At 55.2% G+C, this 21457-nt stretch carries 21 protein-coding genes; 17 read left to right on the forward strand and 4 right to left on the reverse strand.

Going from position 1 to position 21457, the window contains the following annotated elements; genetic code table 11:
• Window position 1: 1 nt before the first annotated feature.
• The 5 genes from typA to AC6ROY_RS03665 all read left to right on the forward strand — a co-directional run bounded on the left by typA (window position 2) and on the right by AC6ROY_RS03665 (window position 3361).
• Window positions 2-1849 carry a translational GTPase TypA gene (typA, locus tag AC6ROY_RS03645; RefSeq protein ID WP_500098623.1) on the forward strand — a complete coding sequence of 616 codons (1848 nt, stop codon included), beginning with the start codon at window positions 2-4 and terminating at the stop codon, window positions 1847-1849.
• Between the two features lie 101 nt (window positions 1850-1950).
• Window positions 1951-2223, forward strand: a complete 273-nt coding sequence (locus tag AC6ROY_RS03650) for a YlaH-like family protein (RefSeq protein ID WP_500098624.1) — start codon at window positions 1951-1953, stop codon at window positions 2221-2223.
• A gap of 17 nt (window positions 2224-2240) precedes the next feature.
• On the forward strand, window positions 2241-2717 hold the full coding sequence (locus AC6ROY_RS03655; protein ID WP_500098625.1) for a hypothetical protein: 477 nt from the start codon (window positions 2241-2243) through the stop codon (window positions 2715-2717).
• 7 nt (window positions 2718-2724) lie between these two features.
• Window positions 2725-3003 carry a hypothetical protein gene (locus tag AC6ROY_RS03660; RefSeq protein ID WP_500098626.1) on the forward strand — a complete coding sequence of 93 codons (279 nt, stop codon included), beginning with the start codon at window positions 2725-2727 and terminating at the stop codon, window positions 3001-3003.
• A gap of 142 nt (window positions 3004-3145) precedes the next feature.
• Complete coding sequence (locus tag AC6ROY_RS03665; protein ID WP_500098627.1) at window positions 3146-3361, forward strand: hypothetical protein; 216 nt, start codon at window positions 3146-3148, stop codon at window positions 3359-3361.
• A gap of 84 nt (window positions 3362-3445) precedes the next feature.
• Here AC6ROY_RS03665 and AC6ROY_RS03670 read toward each other — a convergent pair whose 3' ends face one another.
• Window positions 3446-3997 (reverse strand): YhcN/YlaJ family sporulation lipoprotein, encoded by a 552-nt coding sequence (locus AC6ROY_RS03670; RefSeq protein WP_500098628.1) that lies wholly within the window; start codon window positions 3995-3997, stop codon window positions 3446-3448.
• Between the two features lie 108 nt (window positions 3998-4105).
• Here AC6ROY_RS03670 and AC6ROY_RS03675 point away from each other — a divergent pair, with 108 nt between their 5' ends.
• Window positions 4106-5440: a PhoH family protein gene (locus tag AC6ROY_RS03675; protein WP_500098629.1), complete on the forward strand. Its 1335-nt coding sequence runs from the start codon at window positions 4106-4108 to the stop codon at window positions 5438-5440.
• Window positions 5441-5521: 81 nt separating this feature from the next.
• On the opposite strand, the gene AC6ROY_RS03680 is transcribed toward AC6ROY_RS03675, so the two are convergent.
• Together AC6ROY_RS03680 and AC6ROY_RS03685 are read right to left on the reverse strand one after the other, a co-directional pair.
• Window positions 5522-6649: a coiled-coil domain-containing protein gene (locus AC6ROY_RS03680; protein WP_500098630.1), complete on the reverse strand. Its 1128-nt coding sequence runs from the start codon at window positions 6647-6649 to the stop codon at window positions 5522-5524.
• 473 nt (window positions 6650-7122) lie between these two features.
• On the reverse strand, window positions 7123-8058 hold the full coding sequence (locus AC6ROY_RS03685) for a hypothetical protein (RefSeq protein WP_500098631.1): 936 nt from the start codon (window positions 8056-8058) through the stop codon (window positions 7123-7125).
• Between the two features lie 108 nt (window positions 8059-8166).
• Between AC6ROY_RS03685 and AC6ROY_RS03690 the strand changes: the two genes are divergently transcribed.
• Window positions 8167-9300 carry a class I SAM-dependent methyltransferase gene (locus AC6ROY_RS03690; RefSeq protein WP_500098632.1) on the forward strand — a complete coding sequence of 378 codons (1134 nt, stop codon included), beginning with the start codon at window positions 8167-8169 and terminating at the stop codon, window positions 9298-9300.
• A gap of 53 nt (window positions 9301-9353) precedes the next feature.
• Here the strand turns inward: AC6ROY_RS03690 and AC6ROY_RS03695 are convergent, their stop codons facing one another.
• On the reverse strand, window positions 9354-9584 hold the full coding sequence (locus AC6ROY_RS03695; protein WP_500098633.1) for a DUF2626 domain-containing protein: 231 nt from the start codon (window positions 9582-9584) through the stop codon (window positions 9354-9356).
• Between the two features lie 303 nt (window positions 9585-9887).
• Between AC6ROY_RS03695 and AC6ROY_RS03700 the strand changes: the two genes are divergently transcribed.
• The 10 genes from AC6ROY_RS03700 (at window position 9888) to AC6ROY_RS03745 (ending at window position 21342) form a co-directional block, all read left to right on the forward strand.
• Entirely contained in the window at window positions 9888-10529 is a 642-nt protein-coding gene (locus tag AC6ROY_RS03700; RefSeq protein ID WP_500098634.1) for an RsfA family transcriptional regulator, read from the forward strand.
• 189 nt (window positions 10530-10718) lie between these two features.
• Complete coding sequence (locus AC6ROY_RS03705) at window positions 10719-11729, forward strand: ketopantoate reductase family protein (RefSeq protein ID WP_500098635.1); 1011 nt, start codon at window positions 10719-10721, stop codon at window positions 11727-11729.
• A gap of 27 nt (window positions 11730-11756) precedes the next feature.
• A complete protein-coding gene (locus AC6ROY_RS03710) occupies window positions 11757-12146 on the forward strand; it encodes a DUF3397 domain-containing protein (RefSeq protein WP_500098636.1) in 390 nt (129 codons plus the stop codon).
• A gap of 312 nt (window positions 12147-12458) precedes the next feature.
• Window positions 12459-14117, forward strand: coding sequence for a peptide ABC transporter substrate-binding protein (locus tag AC6ROY_RS03715; RefSeq protein ID WP_500098637.1), 1659 nt, complete (start codon window positions 12459-12461; stop codon window positions 14115-14117).
• A gap of 225 nt (window positions 14118-14342) precedes the next feature.
• The gene (locus tag AC6ROY_RS03720; RefSeq protein ID WP_500098638.1) at window positions 14343-15278 is read left to right on the forward strand and encodes an ABC transporter permease; all 936 of its coding nucleotides are present in this window, start codon (window positions 14343-14345) and stop codon (window positions 15276-15278) included.
• The gene (locus AC6ROY_RS03725; RefSeq protein WP_500098639.1) at window positions 15278-16192 is read left to right on the forward strand and encodes an ABC transporter permease; all 915 of its coding nucleotides are present in this window, start codon (window positions 15278-15280) and stop codon (window positions 16190-16192) included. Before AC6ROY_RS03720 ends, AC6ROY_RS03725 begins: the two co-directional genes overlap by 1 nt.
• 28 nt (window positions 16193-16220) lie before the next feature.
• Entirely contained in the window at window positions 16221-17252 is a 1032-nt protein-coding gene (locus tag AC6ROY_RS03730; RefSeq protein WP_500098640.1) for an ABC transporter ATP-binding protein, read from the forward strand.
• The gene (locus AC6ROY_RS03735; protein ID WP_500098641.1) at window positions 17249-18205 is read left to right on the forward strand and encodes an ABC transporter ATP-binding protein; all 957 of its coding nucleotides are present in this window, start codon (window positions 17249-17251) and stop codon (window positions 18203-18205) included. The genes AC6ROY_RS03730 and AC6ROY_RS03735 overlap by 4 nt, the downstream gene beginning before the upstream one ends.
• A gap of 191 nt (window positions 18206-18396) precedes the next feature.
• A complete protein-coding gene (gene bshC / locus AC6ROY_RS03740) occupies window positions 18397-20040 on the forward strand; it encodes a bacillithiol biosynthesis cysteine-adding enzyme BshC (RefSeq protein WP_500098642.1) in 1644 nt (547 codons plus the stop codon).
• A 33-nt stretch (window positions 20041-20073) separates the two neighbouring features.
• Window positions 20074-21342 (forward strand): adenosylhomocysteinase, encoded by a 1269-nt coding sequence (locus AC6ROY_RS03745; RefSeq protein ID WP_500098643.1) that lies wholly within the window; start codon window positions 20074-20076, stop codon window positions 21340-21342.
• Window positions 21343-21457 lie beyond the last annotated feature (115 nt).

A 21457-nucleotide genomic window follows, 5' to 3' on the forward strand; every position in this document is an offset into this window, starting at 1 on the left:
TATGCATGCAAGAGAAAAGCTCCGTAATATTGCCATTATCGCTCACGTTGACCATGGCAAAACAACGCTCGTCGACAAGCTGCTGCAACAATCCGGAACGTTCCGCGACAACGAGGCCGTACAGGAACGGGCTATGGATTCCAATGACCTGGAGCGGGAGCGCGGCATCACGATTTTGGCCAAAAATACCGCAATCAACTACAAGGATTTCTTGATTAATATTGTCGATACGCCGGGACATGCCGACTTCGGCGGCGAAGTGGAACGGATCATGAAAATGGTTGACGGCGTGCTGCTGGTCGTCGATGCTTTCGAAGGCACGATGCCGCAGACGAAATTCGTGCTGCGCAAGGCGCTTGAGCAGCATCTGACGCCAATCGTCGTTGTGAACAAAATCGACCGCCCGAATGCCCGTCCGAGCGAAGTTGTCGATGAAGTGCTTGACTTGTTCATCGAACTGGGCGCTGATGACGACCAGCTGGAGTTCCCGGTTGCGTATGCGTCGGCCCTGATGGGGACGTCCAGCCTTGACCCGGACCCGGCCAAGCAGGAAAACAACATGCAGGCGTTGTATGAAACGATCGTCAACCATATCCCGGCCCCAACGGAAAATGTGGAGGAGCCGCTGCAATTCCTCGTTACGCTGATGGACTACAACGAATACCTGGGCCGGATCGCAATCGGCCGCGTCAATCGCGGTGTCGTGCGCCAAGGTCAGCCGATTGCGGTCATTAACCGCGAAGGACAAGTGAAGCAGGCAAGAATCGAGAAGCTGTTTGGCTTCCAGGGCTTGAAGCGTCTGGAGATCGAACAGGCCGGAGCAGGCGACATCGTTGCGATTTCCGGCATCAAGGACATCAATATCGGTGAAACGCTGGCTGACCCGGCTCATCCGGAGCCGCTGCCGGTGCTGAAAATCGACGAGCCGACGCTGCAAATGTCGTTTGTCGTAAATAACAGCCCGTTCGCAGGCCGCGAAGGCAAGTTTGTCACATCGCGCAAGCTGCGCGAGCGCCTGTTCAAGGAACTGGAAACAGACGTTTCGCTGCGCGTTGATGAAACGGACAGCCCGGACGCCTTTATCGTATCCGGCCGCGGCGAGCTGCATCTCGGCATTCTGATCGAAAATATGCGTCGTGAAGGCTTCGAGCTGCAAGTATCCAAGCCTGAAGTTATTATCAAGCAAATCGACGGCCAGAAGATGGAGCCGATTGAGCGTCTTGTTATTGATGTGCCGGAGGACAGCATGGGTTCGGTCATGGAAAGTCTCGGAACACGTAAAGCCGAGATGGTCAATATGATCAACAATGGCAACGGCAACGTACGTCTGGAGTTCCTGATTCCGGCTCGCGGTCTGATCGGTTACCGGACTTACTTCCTGACGCTGACACGCGGCTACGGTGTGATGAACCATGCGTTCGACAGCTATGGTCCTTATCTGGGAAGCGGCCTCGGCGGCCGTCATGAAGGCGTGCTTGTGTCCAGTGAAACCGGCACATCGACGTTCTACGGCATGCTGTCGGTTGAAGATCGCGGCATTTTGTTCATGGACCCGGGTACAGAAGTGTATGAAGGCATGATCGTCGGCGAGCATAACCGCGATACGGACATTATCGTCAACATCTGTAAGGAAAAGCAGTTGACGAACGTACGCTCCGCCACGAAGGAAGAGACAGTCCGGCTGAAGACGCCGCGCATCCACTCGATGGAGCAGGCGCTGGAATATTTGAACGACGATGAATATTGTGAAATTACACCGAAGTCGATCCGGCTTCGCAAAAAAATTCTCAACAAGAGCGAGCGCGAGCGTGCGGAGAAAAACCGCAAAATGTCCGAAGCTAACGCGTAAGCTTGGTATAACTGCAAAAAAACGGGGAAGCTCTGAGCAATCAGAGCTTTTCTTCGCAGTGTAGGAGCGCTGCTTAACCCCGCTAAGGAGGTATAACGGCTTTGACCGATTGGTTTCGTGAGCATCCCTGGATCGCTTACATTCTGATTTTTGTGCTGATTACTTATGTATATAATAAAGTGTTCCGGGCGCGTAAGCTGCCGCTGTTGAAGGACGCGATTATTTATTTGATGCTGGCGCTTGGCTCGGTGATGCTGCTCTTTTTTCAGCTCGCCGGATTGCCGATCATTATCAGCTTGTCGGTGGCGGTTGGTATGATGCTTATGGTGCGAATTCGTTATTTTGTCCAGGAGCGGGAGCGGAAGCAGAAGTAAGCGGAGGAGGGAGCAGCATGTCTGTCTATTGGCTGACGCCGCTTCGGCCGGATGAACAAGGAGTCGTGCTGGGCGGCGAACGTCTTGCGCTGGAGCCGGACGAACTGCGCAGCCGGTTCAGCCGCTCGCTGCAAGCGGTGCATCCGCGGCTGCTGCTGCCGTTTAAGGCGCATCTGCTGTTATCGGACGCTGCGGCTCTGACTTGCGGAACGGATGAGCTGCCGTTTGCGCTGGATAGCTCGGCTGCGATCAGGCTGCTGAGCGGCGCTGACCCGGAGGAAGCGGAACAGAGCGGAGAGCCGCTGGCTCCGGCGGATTTGGGCTGGGAGCTGTCCCATTGCGCAGCTGCCTATATGGACGGACTGCTCTCACCCGCTGATGCGGCGGCCAAGCTGGAGCTTGTGCAGGAAGAGGCCGGAGCCGAAAGGTGGTACGCTGCAATGCGGGCCTGGCTGGCTGAGGGCTGTCAGGTGATGATGCTGAAGGAGGATTGATCGGAGGATGAAGCTGGAAGACGCCGTGTTTAACTGGCTGCAAATCAGTCTTGTCGCCGCGGCGCGTCCGCAGGATGGGGCGGCTGCCGAGACGAGAGATTTTTTCGTGACGATTTTACGTGAGGATCACGCCCTGGAGCAATTCGGGTATACCTGTGAGGAAGAGGAAGACGTGTATCTGATTGAATATACGGTTGCGGGACAAATGAAGCAGAAGCGGGTCGAGCGTGAATTGGCCGAGCAGCTGCTGGTGGATATAAATTCCACCCCGGCCTACAATGAATGACATATATCTCCTGGCGCCTAGATAAACTAGATTAAATGGGCGTGAAGGGAGTGTACGTCGGTATGGTCGTCAGTAGCTGTTCCACCTGCCATATGGTATAATAAAGGCAGCACCGTGATTCCGATCACAGGAGGGAGACCTTATGGCAGAAACGATTCCCGTTTTTTCCGAGCTATTGACCAAGCACTTGCAGCAAGAGGCGCTGAAGCCGTTGCGTACGGCCGATCATGAGCTGCCCATGCCTGCTAAATGTGGTCTCCATGCTTCCGCAAGTCAATCTGTGCATTCATCTGAATATGAGAGGACGTATGTTTCGGGTGCCGCCAATTTGTCGGACACGCCGATGGCTGCGCCATGAAGAAAAGCCTAGAGCCGTTACCTGCGTCTAGGCTTTTTTTGGACTCCGAAATGTACGGGCGCTAGCAGCTGTGAGGCTGCATGGCTACAGCGAACGGTTCGGCAGTTGCGTGCCTGGCTGCTGCGGTTCTTCCGGTCGCGGCTCGACATCACGCGGCATCTGCGGAATAATCCGGCCGATAATGGCGGCCATCTCTTCGGCCATTCCATTCAGGCCGCGGCCGCTTTGCATTTGCTCCCGGATCATATGCAGCCGCTGGCCAAGATCCATATCTGCCGTTACGTAGGCGTCTACGCCGTAAGGATCTTTCTTCAGCGCTTCGGCTACGGACAGCTTAACCGTTCCGACCTTGGCCCGGTCCATCGTATGCGGCACATTGATGCCGACAATCGCCGTATTGCCGAATACCACACAGTTGGCGCTCTCGACATTCGGCACGCTGGTAGCAATTTGCTCCAGACGCTCGGCAACCGCCTGCTGATCTTTAATTTCTTTTTTCTGGGGCACGGTTTGCTGTACCCTCACTTGCTTGCTTGAACTTTCGGCTTCCGACGGGGAGGCTCCGGGCATAGGTCTGGAGCTGCAGCCTGCAAGCGCAGCGGACAATAACAGAACTACGGAGACAAACTTCATCATGATCATCATTCCTTTCTTTGCGGTATCAGCTTTGGCTAGTTTGTCCTTACAAGCTATTTACTATGTAATGCGCTTTGAGCCAAACACCTAACCCTGGGAGGGACTCGCATGAGAAAAATATATGTATTGGACACCAATGTGCTGCTGCAGGACCCCAATGCGATTTATGCTTTTGATGATAATGATGTCGTTATTCCGGCGGTAGTCCTGGAAGAAATTGATTTGAAAAAGCGGAATGCCGATGAATTGGGCAGAAACTCCCGTCAAATATCCCGGATGCTCGACACGCTGCGGGCGGGCGGCTATTTGTACGAAGGGATTGAACTGCCGGGCGGCGGCAAGCTGAAGGTGGAGCTGAACCATAAGAGCTTTGCGAAGCTGCAGGAAGTATTTGCCGAGGCGACGAATGACAACCGGATTCTTGCCGTGGCGCTGAATTACCATCTGGAGGAAAAAGAGAAACCGGACCCGAAGCCGGTCGTCCTGGTCAGTAAAGATATGCTTGTGCGCATCAAGGCGGATGTGCTGGGCATTACGGCCCAAGATTATTTGACCGATCGGGTCGTTAATGTAGCGGATGAAATTTATTCCGGCCATCTGAACCTGCATGTGCACCCGGCAATTATAGATGAGTTTTATTCTTACCGCTCCTTGAGCGTTAGCGCGCTGAATTTGACGTATCCGCTGCACCCGCATGAATTTGTCATTCTCAAGGATGAGATGGGCACCAGCAAGTCTGCGCTGCTCAAGGTGAACGCGGACGGCCGCAAGCTGGAGCCGCTGTACCTGAGCAATGATCCGGTTTGGGGCATCGCGGCCCGCAACGCCCAGCAGCGGATGGCGCTGGAGCTGCTGCTGAATGACGATATTCCGCTTGTGACGCTGACCGGCAAAGCCGGTACAGGTAAAACGCTGCTGACGCTGGCGGCCGGGCTGATGAAGGTCGAGGATGAGCGCAAATACAAAAAACTGCTCATTGCGCGGCCGGTCGTTCCGATGGGCAAGGATATCGGGTACTTGCCGGGCGAAAAAGAAGAGAAGCTGCGTCCGTGGATGCAGCCGGTGTACGATAATCTCGAATACTTGTTCGATACGAAAAAAACGGGCGACATTGATAAAATATTGGCCGGTCTCGGCAGTATTCAGGTCGAAGCTCTTACGTATATTCGCGGGCGTTCCATTCCGGGTCAGTTTATTATTATTGACGAAGCGCAGAACCTGTCCAAGCACGAGGTCAAAACGATCGTTTCGCGGGTCGGGGAGGGCAGTAAAATCGTGCTGCTTGGCGACCCGGAGCAGATCGACCATCCTTATCTGGATGCTTCGAGCAACGGGCTGACTTACGTGGTGGAGCGGTTCAAGGAGCAAAGCATCAGCGGTCATATTATGCTGGAGCGCGGAGAGCGATCGCATCTGGCACAGCTCGCGGCCGATCTGCTGTAAGCAACTGAATAGGATCATGTAGCGCAAAAAACCTTCATGTCCCGTTTGGACGGGAATTGAAGGTTTTTTGCGTTTATGCGCTTAAAGTGCAATTTTGAATACAATGCGAAGAGTCCCTTCCGCCAGCCGCACCTCCGTCGGTTGAAGCATCGGCATCAGCAGGTCCGGGTAAATGCCCAGGTCAACGTCCTTCTCCAGCGCCTCAATCGTGGTGGACGGAAGCTGAAAGCCGTTGAAGCTCAGCTGCGTAATCGTGAAGCGGATGAAATGCCTTGCTTTGCTCTTGGCGTCTTCCTTCTGAGCGAGCGAGTAGGCGCCCTGCACCGACAATTCCATTCCTTCCTGCATGCCGGAAGCGACGACTTGATCCGGTAAAAACTTGAAGGTGAGCTGGCTGAACATCGGATGCCGCGATTTCAAGTATTCGTTCAGCTCGCCGTCGGTCAGCTGGAAGCTGGAATTAAGCCCTTGGTCAAACAAGCTGATATTGCTGGGCTTGCCGGACGGCGAGCCGGAGGACAGATGCTGCGGCAGCTCCTTCATCGCTTGGGCCAGCTCGCGCAAATACGATTTGAACAACGGCATGCCTTGCTCCTGCCATTGGCGATTCAGCTCCAGCATCTGCGCTTGCAGAGAGGCCGCCTCCGCTTCTGAGCGGGCGCGGGCGGCTATTTGCTTGTCCAGCTCTGCTTGCAGAGCGAGCTGCTTGTCACGCTGCTGCAGGAAGCGCTGCTTCGCGTTCTGCAGCGATTGTCCGGCCTCAGCCAGCTCCGTCTGCACAAGGCGCTGCTGCTTGTACGCCAGCTGGTGCTTGTCAAGCGCGCGTTGGTCGTGGCCGAGCAGCAGCTGTAAATATTCGAAGGTTGCCAGTCCATCCGCGATGGAGCGGGCCGAGAAAACCATCATCCACAATGAATCGCGATCCCCCATGTAATAAGCGCGTACAACCTTGGCGGCATGCTCGCGTGCATGCTGAACCGCTGCGGCGGCGCCCGTCAGATCAGCTTGAGCTTTCACGATGCGGCTCTGCAGCTCGCCCTCCTGCACCTCAATGCGTTTCAGCTCCTGATCGATTTCATGCAGGGTGAGTCCTTGCTGCAATAAATCGGTGTCGCGCGGCTTCAGATCCATCGCGGCGGCGGGATGCAGGACGGACAGGCAGGCGACGGCCCATAGCAGTCCGGTCAGCAACCGGGCTCGAATTTTCATCTCGACATCCCTCCATTCCTCTCAAGTACAGATTATCACGGAAGAGGGGAAAACATGACATTTTTCTAACGGAATTGCTGATCCTAAAAAATTTTCAAGCGATACTTTTGGTTGAAGCAAAAGAATGATAACAGGAGTTTACAGCATATCCAGGCATCATGTTTTCCTGATGCACTTGGCTGGACTACGCAGGCGTATCTTTAACGGAAAGCTGAAGCTGCGCCGACAGGCCATCTACGTATTATATTACATCGAGAGCGGCAGCGGTAGGCTTCGCCTGGGCGACGAAACGATCCTTTTTACGGCGCAGCAGCTTTTCCCCGCTTGACGTGCCGGCGGGCGTATTTACATCAGCGATCGGCGCGCCCTTTTTTATTTATCTCCTTTATACGAAGTTTATTCCAGCGCCGTACAAAGACGCCTTCATGCCCGCAGCTTATACGGGTGTGAAGGCGTCTATTGGGTAAGGTCTTTTATTTGCCTGACGGCTTGGGAATCAGCTTGAGCAGATCAGACAGCGGCTTTGTCTGCTTGGGCACTTCTTTGGTGAACGCAGGCGGTTCGTTTACCGCATCCAGACGGTGCGTCCATTTGATCAGATGAGCAGGGCCGTCCGGCTGGAGCGTAAAGCGCAGCTCGCCCTGCTGCTGCCGGATAAAACCTTGGGCGTCGATCCAGATATCCAGTCTGGAAGCAGGCAGCACCTGCAGCGCAGCTGCCTTGTCGTTCCAGGCTTTCAGCTGCTGCTCGCTCAGCAGTCCGCTGAGCTTCCATTCCTCCAGCGCTCCGGGCAGCGATTTGGCTAGTTGCTCCGTTAGCGCCTGCCTGTTTTTATCGGTGACCTGGAGGGAAATGCGGGTAGCGGCTTCGCCGTTTGCCAGCTTTTCCTCCTTGCCGCCCGCTTCGAGCCAATCCGGATTAAGCTCCTGGAGCAGCTTGGCGCTGACGGAGGCCGACAGCCGTCCGACCTGGTTCAGGCGCTGCGGGTCCTGGGTGAGCGGCACCGCCAAATATTCATCGCTTTTATTCAGAATTGGCAAGCGGACATACATTTTGTTATCTTTAAGTAGAAACGGCATCTCAAGTCCGGTTTCGGAGCCTTTGGGCGTCAGCTTGAAATCTGCTTCTGCTTGCACGGGTTCCTTCAACGAGGTTCGGCCCTGATACGTAAGCCGCCCATCCTTGAAGGTGGACAGCAGTGCAGCCGTTAACGGCTGGGCCTCCTTAAATAACGAGGCATCCAATTGCAGCTCGACTTCTCCGGCAAATTGATAGCTTTGCATCTGCTCTTGTTTGGCAGCGGCCTGCAACCAGCTCTCCTTCAACTGCTTGTGGTCGGTACAGCCTGAGATGAGCAGAACAGCGCAGCCGATGACGGCCGCATGACGAATGAAACGCAGCGGATTCATAATTTCTGCCCCCTTCTTGGAAACTACCCGTATTATTATAACGATTGTCGAAGCTTTTGTCTGCATGTTTATATTAAAAAGACAGTGGAGAAGAGAGGAGCTGCCGCGATGAACAAAAGCAAGCCAGCCAGGTCTGAGCAAGGAAACCGTCAGCTGCTGGAACGGCTGCACGCGCGGCTGGACAACTGTCCGGACGGGTGGCTGTCCTTTCGCGATTATATGGCAATGTGTCTCTATGAGCCGGATTGCGGCTACTATATGAACGGTCGGGAGAAGCTGGGCCGGGCCGGGGATTTCTATACCTCGTCCTCGCTTGGCGGGTTGCTGGGCGGCTGTCTCGCCGCGTACATCGCACGCGAGCTGGAGCCGGAGGACGGAGCTGTGCGGCTTGTCGAATGGGGCGGCGGTGCGGGGCAGCTGGCTGTTCGGGTGCTGGATACGCTGCAGGAGCAGCATCCCGCCTTGTATGGCAGATTAACGTATACCGGAGTGGAAACGAGTCCGTATCATCGCAGCCTGCAAGCGGAGACGCTGCAACGGCATCTGGACCGGGTGGAGCTGCTGTCACCGGCCGAATGGGCAGCCAGGCCAGTGGCAGAACGCAGCTTGGTCTGGTCCAACGAGCTGCCGGACGCATTTCCCGTTCACCGGGTCGTGTATCGACAGGACAGCTGGCGTGAGCTGGGCGTGAGCCGGGACACCGGCAGCGGGGAGCTCGTCGAGACAGAGCGTCCGTTGGAGCCGACCGAGCTGCTGCAGGTTGTGCAGGCAGAGCAGCTGCCGCAGCGCGAGGGACAGCGCTTCGAGCTGCAGCTGGATGCGCTCCGCTGGTACAAGGAGCTGGCGTCGGCGCTTGCTCCGGGCAGCCTGCTCGTCACGATTGATTACGGAGACGTGCGCGAGGAGCTGCACGCCGCCCATCGGATGGAAGGGACGCTGCTGTGCTACCGCAACCATCAGGCCAGTGATACGCCGCTGCAGGCGATTGGCGAGCAGGATATAACGACCCACGTGAACTTCAGTGCGTTAACCGAGGCGGGTGAAGCGGCCGGGCTGCAGACGCGTCTGTACCAGACCCAAAAGCAGTTTCTGGTGGAGCAGGGACTTCTCGGGCTGCTGCAAAATCACGCCGACCCCGATCCGTTCTCCGAGACCGCCCGGCGCAACCGGGCCATTCGCCAGCTGCTGCTGTCCGATGCCATGAGCGAGCTGTTTAAGGTGCTTGTCCAGCAAAAAAAGTGAGCCGCAACCATGCGGCTCACTTTTTTTGGGCGTTGCTGAAGGCTCATCCGGAACTAGATGTGCATTTTGAAGAATGACCAATACGTAACTCCGGTAAACGAGAGAATCATGTAACCCCAAAATAATAATATGTAGGTGCGCTCGGACAGCTTCAAGTAACCAAGCAATACGAAGACGGCTGTCTGGGCAAAAAAGACAAAAGCCATAGGAATCAAATCTCCGGCCAAAGCCATCAAGCCGATAGCAAGCGTCCAAAAGCCGAGTACGCGAAACATGCGATCCATTGTGCATCCCCCTCTCTACGGTCACGATTCAACTAAACATTACTATCCAACATTATAACGAATGCGCGGTTGTGTGTAAATGACCAATCGGTGACGAAAGCGATTTATTTGTTGCTCAAGCTTTTTTAGTATGGACGCAAATCGGAGAAATGATGTATGAAGGCTGGCAAAAGTGGCAATACAAATTACTAGAAAAGTATTCTATGAACTTTGCTATGGGCATAGAGTTAAAGTAGTACAGCACGTTCAGCTATTGTTCACTCATAGATGATGAATATGCGAGGGGTTAGGAGGCCTGTATGGATGACGGTGATTAGACAGGATGCATGGAGCGACGAGGATGATTTGATCTTGGCTGAGGTGACGCTGCGCCATATCCGCGAAGGAAGCACACAGCTTTCGGCGTTTGAGGAAGTCGGAGAGAAGATTGGCCGGACAGCCGCGGCTTGCGGTTTTCGCTGGAACAGCTTTGTTCGTAAAAAATATGAAACGGCGATTCAAACCGCCAAGGCGCAAAGGCAGAAACGCACTCAGCAGCGCAAGCAGACCCCTGCCTACGCAAGCGTTTCCGGTACGGCGGAGACGGTCGATTCGCCCATCGTGCGCTCGGATGGTATTGTGGAGGAGCTGTCGATCGACGCGGTCATTCGCTTTTTGCGGCAATGGAAGGGCAGCTACCAGGAGATGGTTCGCCATTTGCGCCAGCTGGAAAAAGAGCTGAATGAAAAGCAGGATGAGCTGGAGCGGCTGCACAGCGAAAACAATTCGCTTAGCCGGCAGGTCAATGACGTATCCACCGATTATCGCGTCGTCAATGACGATTATAAAGCGTTGATTCAAATTATGGACCGTGCGCGCAAGCTGGCTTTTCTGACCGAGGAAGATGACGAAATGAAGGCGCGGTTCAAGATGGATGAAAACGGAAACCTGGAGCGGGTCGATTGACAGCTTCAGCGGCACACACGAAGTAAGCCTTCAAGGGAAAGAGCGGATCGCAGGTCCGGCTTTCAGCTTGGAGGCTTTTTGTATGTTGGCAGGCAGAGCTGCACGGGGACCTCGTTTCGCTCACGACAGCAAGGCGGTTCCGGTTTATAATACAATGGAGGAAGCCGGATCAGCCGAGGGGGAACGGGGATGAGTCGTTATACATGCATAGGCGCAGGCGCGCTTGGAATTTTGTTCACTGTCAGGCTTGCGCAGGCAGGACTGCCGGTGGAGGTGTACGTACGCCGGGAGGAGCAGGCGCGGCTGATCGTCAGCGAAGGGTTGGCTTTGCTTGAGCCTGAGCTGTCCGGGTCGGAGCTTTCGGCATGGCCTGTCACGGGCAGGCTGGGGGATGCAGCCGATCATAAGCCGTTGGCGGACGGCGAGGCGCATTTTATTTTATTGACGGTGAAGCAGTCGGCGATTACCGATGAGCTGGCTGTGGAAATTCGTCGCTTGATGAGCGGCAACAGCTGGGTCGTTTGTCTGCAGAACGGCATCGGGCATGCGGACAAGCTGGCGCGGCATGTACCGCCCGAGCGGCTGCTGCTGGCGGTGACGACGGAGGCGGCGCTGCGGCGCACGGACCGGACAGCCGCGCATACAGGCCGGGGAGAAACGGCCATTGGCGCCTGGACCGGGGGACTTCCGGAGACTGATGCAACAGACCGCGTGGACGGCTCGCAGCCATCCTTCGTCAGACAGGCGCAAAAAAAGCTGGTGGATGATTTGGAAAAGGCAGGATTTCGCGCTTTTCTGTCGAATAACATCCAAAGCCGCGTCTGGCAAAAGCTACTGATCAATGCCGCTATCAATCCGCTGACAGCGCTATTACAGGTGCGGAACGGGGCGTTGCTGGAGCTGGAAGGGGCTTGGCAGGTTTTGCGCAAGCTGACGGACGAGGGCGTACGGCTGGCCGACGCATGCGGGGTGGAGCTGGACACGGATCTGTGGCTGAGCGTACAGCATGTATGCCGGCGTACCGCCGCGAACCGCTCCTCGATGCTGCAGGATATTCAAGCGGGTCGGATGACGGAAATTGAAGCGATCACAGGCAGCTTGCTGGAGCTGGCCCGGACTCAGAGTCTGGAGCTGCCGGCCCACCAACAGCTGTACTGGCTAATCAAGGCGCTGGAAAACCGATTGACGGCTGGTGAATGATTCATTGAGGGTGAGGCGGGTGACGGGATGATTTGGAATTTGCTGCATCAATTATATACGCTGCTGGCGCTGCTGCCGTTTGTAGCTTTTTTGATTACATGGTTTATCGTTTATTCCAAAACCCGCAATAAGCGTAAAGCGACGCATCTGAGCATGGACATCACCACGCTGTTTTTGATCGGCTCGGTCGGCTATATGAGCCGGAATATTTTTGGTTCCGTTTTCCTGTTATGGCTGATTATTTTATTGTTTTTGATCGGGGCAGGCTTGCTTGGCAGCATGCAGAATCGGTTGAAGGGCCGGGTTGATGTGCGTAAGATTGCGCAGACGATGGCACGGCTCGGATTTCTCGTGCTTAGCGCCTGCTATGTGATGCTGCTGGTCGTCGGGATCGGAAAATACATGCTGCAATCTTGAAACGCATTTAACAGATTGTGTATAAATGCTTCTGTACATTGAGAGCCTAGCTGATAGGCTCTTTTTTTGTTGTTGTGAACAAACGGGGGCCGGAGTTTTGTAATTTGTAACAAGAATTGACCCTAGACAAAAAATAGTACTAGATTTTATTAACCCCCGGTTGTATAATTTTGCATTGATAAAGGGTTCCTTGTTTACAAATACGTAAAAAATCGTTATTATCAAAAAGCTGCCTATTAATTGACCAGGTGATAATTCTGAGAAATAGACTCGGAATTAACATATACTTACATATGTCAAAGGAGGATTTCTATGAAGTTAAACAAACTTCTGGTATTGGCTTCCGTAACAGCCATGCTCGGCACCACGTTAGCGGCATGCTCGGGCAACACGACATCTCAAGGGGGCGGCGCAACAGACACCAAACAAGCGTCCGCACAAGAAATTCGCATCAACCTGGCGGCAGAGCCGCCGGCATTGGATAGCTCGATTGCAACGACGAACCCAACGTTTACGATTCTGAATGCGGTGAATGAAGGGCTTTACCGCCTCGATGCGGAAGGCAAGCCTCAGCCGGCGCTTGCGTCTGAGCTTCCGAAAATTTCCGCTGACGGTCTGGTTTATACAATTACGCTGCGCGATGGCTTGAAATGGGCTGACGGCACGCCGCTGACGGCGAAGGATTTTGTCTGGGCTTACCAGCGCACGCTGGACCCGGCTACAAAAGCGAAATATGCAACGATGCTCGCCTGGATCAAGGGCGGTACGGCGCTGAATACGGCGAAGCCTGAGGAATTGGAAGCGAAAAAGGCTGAGCTTGGCGTAAAAGCGAAGGATGATAAAACACTGGAAATTACGCTGGAGCGTCCCGTTGCTTTCTTCGTAGACCAGTTGTCCTTGCCGCTGTTTTTCCCGCAAAAGGGTGAGTTCGTCACGAAGCAAGGCGACAAAAACGGCGCAGATGCGGATAAGGTGCTTGGCGCAGGTCCGTTCAAGCTGGAGAAGTGGGATCATGAGCAGCAGCTTGTGATGGTCAAAAATGAAAACTATTGGGATGCTGCCAACGTGAAGCTGAACAAGGTTACCGTTAACGTGGTGAAGGACGCGAATACGGCGCTGAACATGTTCGAAACGAATCAGGTTGATCTGACCGAGCTGCGCGGCGAGCAATCGAAGGCGTTCCAGGGCAAGCCTGAGCTGGCCATCAAAAAGGAGTTTGTCTCGGCTTACGTGATGTTCAACAACAAGCGTCCTGCATTTGCGAATGCGAAAATCCGTGCAGCGCTTGGTATGGCCGTTGACCGTAAAGCATTCAACGAGGTTGTGCTCGGCGGCGCGTCGCTGCCATCGACCGGCCTTGTGCCATTTACGGTGAGCGATGGCAACAAGCAGGAATTCCGCAAGTCTGCTGGCGATACTCAGCTTCCTTATGATGCGGCTAAAGCCAAAGAGCTGCTGGCGGAAGGTCTGAAGGAGCTGAACTTGACGGCGCTGCCGAAGTTCAAGCTGACCGGCGATGACACCGAGGGCGCGAAGAAAACGATCGAATTCATCCAGGCTCAATGGAAGCAAAACCTGGGCGTTGAAGTTGACGGCGAGCCGCTGCCATTTGCACTGCGCGTGAAAAACATGCAAGAGCATAACTATGATGCCCTGATCGCTCTGTGGGGCGCTGATTACAACGACCCTATGACTTTCCTTGACATGTGGGTATCCGATAACAAATCGTTTAACTACGTGGAATATAACAGCAAAGCTTATGATGATCTCATTAAAGGCGCCGACAAAGAAGTAGATTTGGCTAAACGCGCCAAAATGCTTGCTGACGCCGAGAAAATCCTGATGACGGATGCTCCGGTTTCTCCGTTGTACTTCCGTACCCGCCCATACGCGAAAAACCCGAATGTGGAGGGTCTGATCTTGCCTCCGCTGTCCAAGGAATGGGAGCTGCGCTGGGTCAGCATCAAGTAATCAGCTAGCCTGCGCTGTTTGAAGTGAAAGAGGGAGGCCGTTCTGAATTGCCGAGAACGGCCTCGCTTTTTGCTTGTCATTCCGAACGTCACGGATCGGCAGGCGATGCGGGGCTGCTTCGCAAACATAGCCTGCATCAGGCGGACTATGCTTGCGAAGCAGCTCGGCTGCCCGTGGCTGAGCTGTCTGTCATTTTTGTTTTCTCACTCGTTCAGGAGGTGTGCCATGCTTCGGTATTTGCTGCGGCGTCTTGTATATATGGCGATCACTCTGTGGCTCATCGTAACATTTACGTTTGTGTTGATGAAAAACTTGCCCGGAGATCCGTTTGGTGAAGATTCACAGAAGTTAAGCATTGAACAACGCAAAATTTTGTATGCGCAATACGGATTGGACAAGCCGATCTGGGAGCAATACCTGAAATATATGAATAATGTCATTCACGGCGATCTCGGGGTGTCTTATGCGTTTCCGACGCGGAAGGTGACCGATATTATCCAGCAAGGCTTTCCTGCTTCGCTGGAGCTTGGTTTGTGGGCGCTGCTGATTGCGATTGTCATCGGTTTGACGCTGGGCATTATCGCATCGCTGAACCATAATAAAGGGCTGGATGTCGGCGCGATGTTTACGGCTATTATCGGGATTTCGATTCCGTCCTTTGTGCTCGGACCGCTGCTGTCTTATTTTGTCGGCGTCAAGCTCGGCTGGTTTCCGCCCGGCATGTGGACGGGTCCTTCCTCGCGGGTGCTGCCTGCGATTGCGTTATCGTTTGGTACGATTGCCATCCTGGCGCGGCTGATGCGGACTTCGATGCTGGATGTGCTGAACCAGGATTATATCAAGACGGCTAAGGCGAAGGGGCTGTCCTCGTCCAAAATCGTTGTCCGGCATACGATCCGCAATGCGATTTTACCGGTCGTTACGGTTTTGGGTCCGATTTTCGTCAACTTGATCACGGGTACGCTGGTTGTGGAGCAAATTTTTGTCGTGCCGGGCTTGGGCAAACATTTCGTACAGTCGATTTATTCCAATGACTACACGATGATTACCGGTCTGACGATCTTCTACTCGTTTATATTGCTGGTAGTGCTGTTTATTACCGATATTATTTACGGCTTAGTTGATCCGCGGATTCGTCTGGCGAAGGGAGCAAGCAAATGATGAATGTGTCGAAGGACCTTTTTCAACCGGTCACGCGTGAGCAGGTTGGCGGCGAATCCATTGTGCGTCCTTCGCTGACGTACTGGAAGGATGCCTGGCGGCGTCTGCGTAAAAACAAGCTGGCCATGTTCGGCCTGATTACACTCTGTACGCTGATCGTTTTGTCGATCTTCGGCCCGATTTTGTCCAAATACGACTATGCGACCCAAAACTACGACATTCGTAATTTGGGGCCTTCGGCCGCACATTGGTTCGGTACGGATGATTTCGGCCGCGACCTGTGGGTGCGGGTTTGGTGGGGAACCCGGATCTCACTGGCGATCGGCATTACAGCAGCGCTGTTTGACCTGGTATTTGGTGTTATCTATGGCGGGATTTCGGCTTATTATGGCGGCCGTGTGGACGATATCATGCAGCGGATTATTGAAATCGTATATTCGATTCCATTTCTGCTCATCTCGATTTTGCTGATCATCGTGCTCGGTCCCGGCTTCAAAACGATTATTATCGCGTATGCGATTACCGGCTGGGTGCCGATGGCGAGGCTGGTGCGCGGGCAGGTGCTGCAGCTCAAGGAGCAGGAATACGTGCTGGCCGCCCGTACGCTGGGCGCAGGCGGCGCCCGGATTATATTGAAGCATCTGGTGCCGAATGCGCTCGGCTTGATTATTGTACAAATTACGTTTATCGTGCCTTCGGCTATATTTGTTGAGTCGTTCCTGAGCTTTATCGGTCTTGGAATCCGGGTGCCGCTTGCTTCGCTTGGCTCGCTGCTGTCCGACGGCGCGAACTCGATCCGGATGTATCCGCACCGTGTCATATCCCCGACCATTATATTCGGCTTGATTTTGATGAGCTTCAACCTGCTCGGCGACGGGCTGCGCGATGCTCTCGATCCGAAGATGCGCAAGTAGGCAGTCATTCATTCGGAGGTGACCATAGATGAGTAAACAGAAACCGATCCTGGAAGTCAAGGATTTGCGCGTGTCGTTCCGGACGTATGCCGGTGAGGTGCAGGCGGTGCGCGGCGTTTCCTTTCATTTAAATAAAGGCGAGGTGCTCGCGATTGTCGGCGAATCGGGCTGTGGCAAATCCGTCACGGCGCAGACGCTGATGCGGTTGATCCCAAGCCCGCCCAGCTTTATCAAAAGCGGTTCGATTTTATTCGACGGCAGCGTTGAAATTACAAAGCTGTCCAATGCCAAGATGGAGAAAATTCGCGGCTCGGAAATGGGCATGATTTTTCAGGACCCGATGACCTCCCTGAATCCGACGATGACGGTAGGCCAGCAAATAACGGAAGGCCTGATCAAGCATCAGGGCTTGAGCCGCAGCGCGGCAGACGAGCGGGCGCTCGAAATTTTGACGCTGGTCGGGATGTCCAACCCGCAAGGGCGACTGAAGCAGTATCCGCATGAATTTTCCGGCGGGATGCGGCAGCGGGTGATGATTGCGATTGCGCTGGCGTGTAATCCGAAGCTGCTTATTGCGGATGAGCCGACGACAGCGCTGGATGTTACGATTCAGGCGCAAATTATCGAGCTGATGAAAAAGCTGTCCGTGCAGACGGAATCGGCGATCATTGTGATCACCCATGACCTCGGCGTGGTGGCGGAGATGGCGCAGCGTGTTGTCGTCATGTACGCAGGCAAGGTCGTGGAGCAGGGGACGGTCGATGAAATTTTTTATCGGTCGCGCCATCCGTATACATGGGGGCTGCTGCGCTCGGTACCGCGCCTGGATCAGGATAAAAACAGCGAGCTGGTGCCGATTCCCGGCACACCGCCCGATTTGTTCGCTCCGCCGCAAGGCTGTGCGTTCGCTGCGCGGTGTCCTTATGCGATGAAGGTATGTCTGGAGCATGATCCGGAGCAGACGGAGCTGTCGGGCACCCACTCGGCGGCCTGCTGGCTGCTCCATCCGGATGCGCCGCAGGTCGAGCGTCCGGTAGAGGCGGGAGGTACGGCACGATGAGTCAACAACCGATTCTGGAAGTCAAACAGTTGCAAAAGCATTTTAACCTCGGCGGCGGCAAAATTCTCAAAGCGGTGGATAACCTGAACTTTGCGATTGCCCGCGGAGAAACATTTGGTCTGGTCGGCGAGTCCGGCTGCGGCAAGTCAACGGCAGGTCGCACGATTATCCGGTTGTATGAAGCGACTGGCGGCGAAGTGCTGTTTAACGGGGAAAATGTCCACAAGCTGCGCGGACGCCGAATGCAGGAGTTTCGCCGGCAGATGCAGATGGTGTTCCAGGACCCGTACGCTTCGCTTAATCCCCGGATGACCGTCGGCAATATTATTGCCGAAGGTTTGGACATCCACGGCATCATCAACGGAAGCCAGCGCAAAAAGCGGGTGTCCGAGCTGCTGGACGCGGTCGGGCTGAACGAGGAGCATGCAAGCCGGTTCCCGCATGAGTTCTCAGGCGGCCAGCGGCAGCGGATCGGCATTGCCCGCGCGCTCGCGATCGAGCCGCAATTTATTATTGCGGATGAGCCGATTTCGGCGCTGGACGTATCCGTACAGGCGCAGGTCGTCAATTTGTTCAAGAAGCTGCAGAAGGAACGCGGCTTGACTTATTTGTTTATCGCGCATGACTTGGCGATGGTCAAGCATATTTCGGACCGGATCGGCGTCATGTATTTGGGCAAGCTCGTCGAGGTGACCACCTCGGAGCAGCTGTATGCGAATCCGCTTCACCCGTACACCCAGTCGCTGCTGTCGGCGATTCCGATTCCCGACCCGGAAATCGAGCGGACGCGGGAGCGGATCATTCTGGAGGGCGAAATTCCGAGTCCGCTGAATCCGCCGAGCGGCTGCCCGTTCCGTACGCGCTGCCCGCAGGCGATGCCGGAGTGCGCGGCGTCGATGCCGGGGTTCAAAGAAGTGAAGCCCGGCCACTTCACCGCATGCCATTTATATTAGAAGAAGCAAGCTTGCCGAGACATGCAGACGTGTGATTCGGCAAGCTTTTTGTATCGTCGTTCGCAGGGCGGCCGCTCGACAAGCGGCGCGTGTTTTTTTGACGATTCCGGTGAACCTGTGTACAATAAGATTGGTTGCTGACTTACGTACGAACAGGAGGCAACTAACCAAACATAAGAGAGGCGGCGGGTATGTTGCGGATCGACGCAATCGACTGGAAATCCGGCCAGCCCTTGACGGACGATTACATACGTCAGGTTGCCCGGACGGGCGAGCTGTTTGATTATAACCCGTGGACGGCTTCCGGGTTCGAGGAGCGGGCCGCATGGCTGGATACGGAGCGTGTCGGCGGAGCGGATCGTGCGCAGGTGACGGACGTGCTGCTGGCCTTTAATGAGGGGATCGGCAATACGCCGCAGGCGCTGGAGGCGGCTGCCCGGCTACGCGACCCGCGTGCGTTATGCATGGTGGGCGGCCAGCAGGCGAGCTTGTTCACCGGCCCGCTGCTTGTCCTGTATAAGGCGATCTCGCTGATTCAGGCGGCGCGGCAAGCCGAGGCCAGATTGTCCAGGCCGGTCATTCCGGTGTTCTGGATCGCGGGCGAGGACCATGATTTTGACGAAGCCAACCATGTACTGGTGCTGAATACCGAAGGCAAGCTGGACAAGATCCGGCTGGCTCATCCGGGCGGACCGCGCACCTCGGTCAGCCGAACCGTCATTGCCGCAGAGCAATGGGGGGACGTGCTGACGGAAGTGGAAGCGTCGCTGATGCCGACGGAATTCAAGGAAGGGCTTGTCGGGCGGCTGCGCGAGGCGGCTGCGGCTTCGTCGTCGCTGTCGGAGCTGTTCGCGCGATTGATGGTGACGCTGCTCGGCAGCGAAGGACTTGTGCTGCTGGATTCGGATGACCCGGCGCTGCGCAAGCTGGAGGGGCCGATGTTTCGCACGCTGCTGGAGCGCAGCGGCGAGCTGAACCGGGCTTTGGCTGACGGCAGCGGACGGGTGAAGGAGCTTGGCTATGAACCGCAGGTCGAGCTGCACCCGCGCAGCGCCAACCTCTTCATTTATGATGAGGCTGGCGAACGAGTGCTGCTTTACGAAGATGAAGCGGGGACAGGCTTCACAGACCGTCGGGGCGAGCGCCGTTACAGCCGGGACGAAGTGCTCAGCTGGACGGAGCAAGCGCCTGAACGGCTGAGCAATAATGTGCTGACGCGGCCGCTGATGCAGGATTACTTGCTTCCGGTGCTAGGTACGGTGCTGGGACCGGCCGAAATCGTCTACTGGAGCCAGACGAAGCAGGCGTTTCATCAATTAGGCATGCGACTGCCGCTTGTGCTGCCGCGGCTGGTCGTCACGCTGCTGGAAGGCGCTGTGCAAAAAAACATGCAGAAGCTGTCACTGTCGCTTGAGGATGTGCTTGAGCGGCTGGAGGAGAAGCAGGAGGACTGGCTGCGGCAGCGGGATGAATGGCAGCTGGAAGGCCGGTTCGCGGACATTACTGCGCGCTTCCAGGCTGACTATGAGCCGCTGATCGCCTCGCTGGCGCAAATTAATCCGGGGCTGCAGACGCTGGGAACGACAAACCTCGGTAAAATTGTCGAGCAAATCAACTTTTTGCGGCAAAAGGCGGAGGATGGCCTGCGTACCCAAAACGAAGCCGGTCTCCGGCAGTTCGCCCGGGTCGGGCAATCGGTGTTACCCGGAGGCAAGCCGCAGGAGCGGGTGCTGAATGTGCTCGCTTTCCTGAACAAATACGGCGAGCATTGGCTGACGGAGCTTGTTCAAGCAAATATTCCGCTCGACGGGAAGCAGCGTATCTGTTATATCTAAATAGGATGGAATATTTTTGAGGAGGCATAAAAAATGGCAAACAGTACGGCAGATCGCAGTATTATTCGCGACATCGCGCTTGCACCGGAAGGGCATTTGAAAATCGACTGGGTGAACGCTCATATGCCGGTTTTGAATAAAATTCGCGAGCAATTCGAGAAGGAGCAGCCGTTCAAAGGGCTGAAGGTTGCCATCTCGCTGCATCTGGAGGCGAAAACGGCTTACCTGGCTAAGGTTGTGCAGGCGGGCGGCGCGGAAGTGACGATTTGCGGCAGCAACCCGCTGTCTACGCAGGACGATGTGTGCGCGGCGCTTGTCGAGGACGGCATCACGGTGTTTGCAAAGTACAATCCGGAGCCTGAGGAGTACAAAGAGCTGCTGCTCAAGACGCTGGAAACCGAACCTGATCTGATCATTGACGATGGCGGCGATCTCGTCACCATTTTGCATTCGGAGCGTCAGGATTTGGCGAAAAACGTCCGTGGCGGCGCGGAGGAGACGACAACCGGTATTTTGCGTTTGAAATCGCTGGAGAAGGAAGGCCAGCTGAAATTCCCGATGGTGGCCGTAAACGACGCATTCTGCAAATATTTGTTTGACAACCGTTATGGCACGGGTCAATCGGTTTGGGACGGGATCAATCGGACGACGAACCTGGTCGTTGCCGGCAAAACGGTCGTCGTTGTCGGCTACGGCTGGTGCGGCAAGGGTGTTGCGCTGCGTGCGAAGGGTCTCGGCGCCAATGTCATCGTGACGGAAATCGACGCAATCAAAGCGGTTGAGGCGTACATGGACGGCTTTGCGGTTATGCCGATGCTGGAAGCGGCCAAGCAGGGCGATTTCTTTGTGACAGTAACGGGCAACCGCGATGTGATCCGCGGCGAGCATTACGAAGTGATGAAGGATGGCGCGATCCTGTCCAACGCCGGCCACTTCGACGTCGAAGTGAACAAGCCGGAGCTGGAGGCGCTGTCTGTTTCCAAACGTACGGTGCGCCGCAATATCGAAGAATATTCCCTCAAGGACGGCCGCAAGGTTTACGTGCTGGCGGAAGGACGCCTCGTTAATTTGGCCGCTGGCGACGGGCATCCGGCTGAAATTATGGACATGACCTTCGCGCTGCAGGCGATGTCGCTGAAATATGTCAACGATCATTACAACGCGATCGGCGGCAAAGTCGTCAATGTGCCTTACGAGCTGGACGAGCAAGTCGCTCGCTTCAAGCTGGCGGCGCTTGGCTTCGGCATCGACGCGCTGACGGATGAGCAGAAGCTGTACCTGGACAGCTGGGCGGAGCATTAAGCCGCCCAACCAACCATAAAAAAAGCCTCAACTTCCACGAGTGGGACTGACCCCCTAACGTGAGACAAATCAAAACACCTTCAAGAAAATGCTTCCATGTCGTAAGATGTGGAGG

It is taken from the genome of Paenibacillus sp. sg306046, assembly GCF_059821225.1.

What these genes read in the sequence shown, in the direction of transcription:
- AC6ROY_RS03655 (WP_500098625.1), top strand. Translation starts at nt 2,241, where the DNA reads ATGTCTGTCTATTGGCTGACGCCGCTTCGGCCGGATGAACAAGGAGTC.
- bshC (WP_500098642.1), top strand. Translation starts at nt 18,397, where the DNA reads ATGTTGCGGATCGACGCAATCGACTGGAAATCCGGCCAGCCCTTGACG.
- AC6ROY_RS03685 (WP_500098631.1), bottom strand. Translation starts at nt 8,058, where the DNA reads ATGAATCCGCTGCGTTTCATTCGTCATGCGGCCGTCATCGGCTGCGCT.
- AC6ROY_RS03690 (WP_500098632.1), top strand. Translation starts at nt 8,167, where the DNA reads ATGAACAAAAGCAAGCCAGCCAGGTCTGAGCAAGGAAACCGTCAGCTG.
- typA (WP_500098623.1), top strand. Translation starts at nt 2, where the DNA reads ATGCATGCAAGAGAAAAGCTCCGTAATATTGCCATTATCGCTCACGTT.
- AC6ROY_RS03710 (WP_500098636.1), top strand. Translation starts at nt 11,757, where the DNA reads ATGATTTGGAATTTGCTGCATCAATTATATACGCTGCTGGCGCTGCTG.
- AC6ROY_RS03715 (WP_500098637.1), top strand. Translation starts at nt 12,459, where the DNA reads ATGAAGTTAAACAAACTTCTGGTATTGGCTTCCGTAACAGCCATGCTC.
- AC6ROY_RS03720 (WP_500098638.1), top strand. Translation starts at nt 14,343, where the DNA reads ATGCTTCGGTATTTGCTGCGGCGTCTTGTATATATGGCGATCACTCTG.
- AC6ROY_RS03705 (WP_500098635.1), top strand. Translation starts at nt 10,719, where the DNA reads ATGAGTCGTTATACATGCATAGGCGCAGGCGCGCTTGGAATTTTGTTC.
- AC6ROY_RS03675 (WP_500098629.1), top strand. Translation starts at nt 4,106, where the DNA reads ATGAGAAAAATATATGTATTGGACACCAATGTGCTGCTGCAGGACCCC.
- AC6ROY_RS03700 (WP_500098634.1), top strand. Translation starts at nt 9,888, where the DNA reads ATGACGGTGATTAGACAGGATGCATGGAGCGACGAGGATGATTTGATC.
- AC6ROY_RS03695 (WP_500098633.1), bottom strand. Translation starts at nt 9,584, where the DNA reads ATGGATCGCATGTTTCGCGTACTCGGCTTTTGGACGCTTGCTATCGGC.
- AC6ROY_RS03725 (WP_500098639.1), top strand. Translation starts at nt 15,278, where the DNA reads ATGAATGTGTCGAAGGACCTTTTTCAACCGGTCACGCGTGAGCAGGTT.
- AC6ROY_RS03745 (WP_500098643.1), top strand. Translation starts at nt 20,074, where the DNA reads ATGGCAAACAGTACGGCAGATCGCAGTATTATTCGCGACATCGCGCTT.
- AC6ROY_RS03670 (WP_500098628.1), bottom strand. Translation starts at nt 3,997, where the DNA reads ATGATGAAGTTTGTCTCCGTAGTTCTGTTATTGTCCGCTGCGCTTGCA.
- AC6ROY_RS03730 (WP_500098640.1), top strand. Translation starts at nt 16,221, where the DNA reads ATGAGTAAACAGAAACCGATCCTGGAAGTCAAGGATTTGCGCGTGTCG.
- AC6ROY_RS03660 (WP_500098626.1), top strand. Translation starts at nt 2,725, where the DNA reads ATGAAGCTGGAAGACGCCGTGTTTAACTGGCTGCAAATCAGTCTTGTC.
- AC6ROY_RS03680 (WP_500098630.1), bottom strand. Translation starts at nt 6,649, where the DNA reads ATGAAAATTCGAGCCCGGTTGCTGACCGGACTGCTATGGGCCGTCGCC.
- AC6ROY_RS03735 (WP_500098641.1), top strand. Translation starts at nt 17,249, where the DNA reads ATGAGTCAACAACCGATTCTGGAAGTCAAACAGTTGCAAAAGCATTTT.
- AC6ROY_RS03665 (WP_500098627.1), top strand. Translation starts at nt 3,146, where the DNA reads ATGGCAGAAACGATTCCCGTTTTTTCCGAGCTATTGACCAAGCACTTG.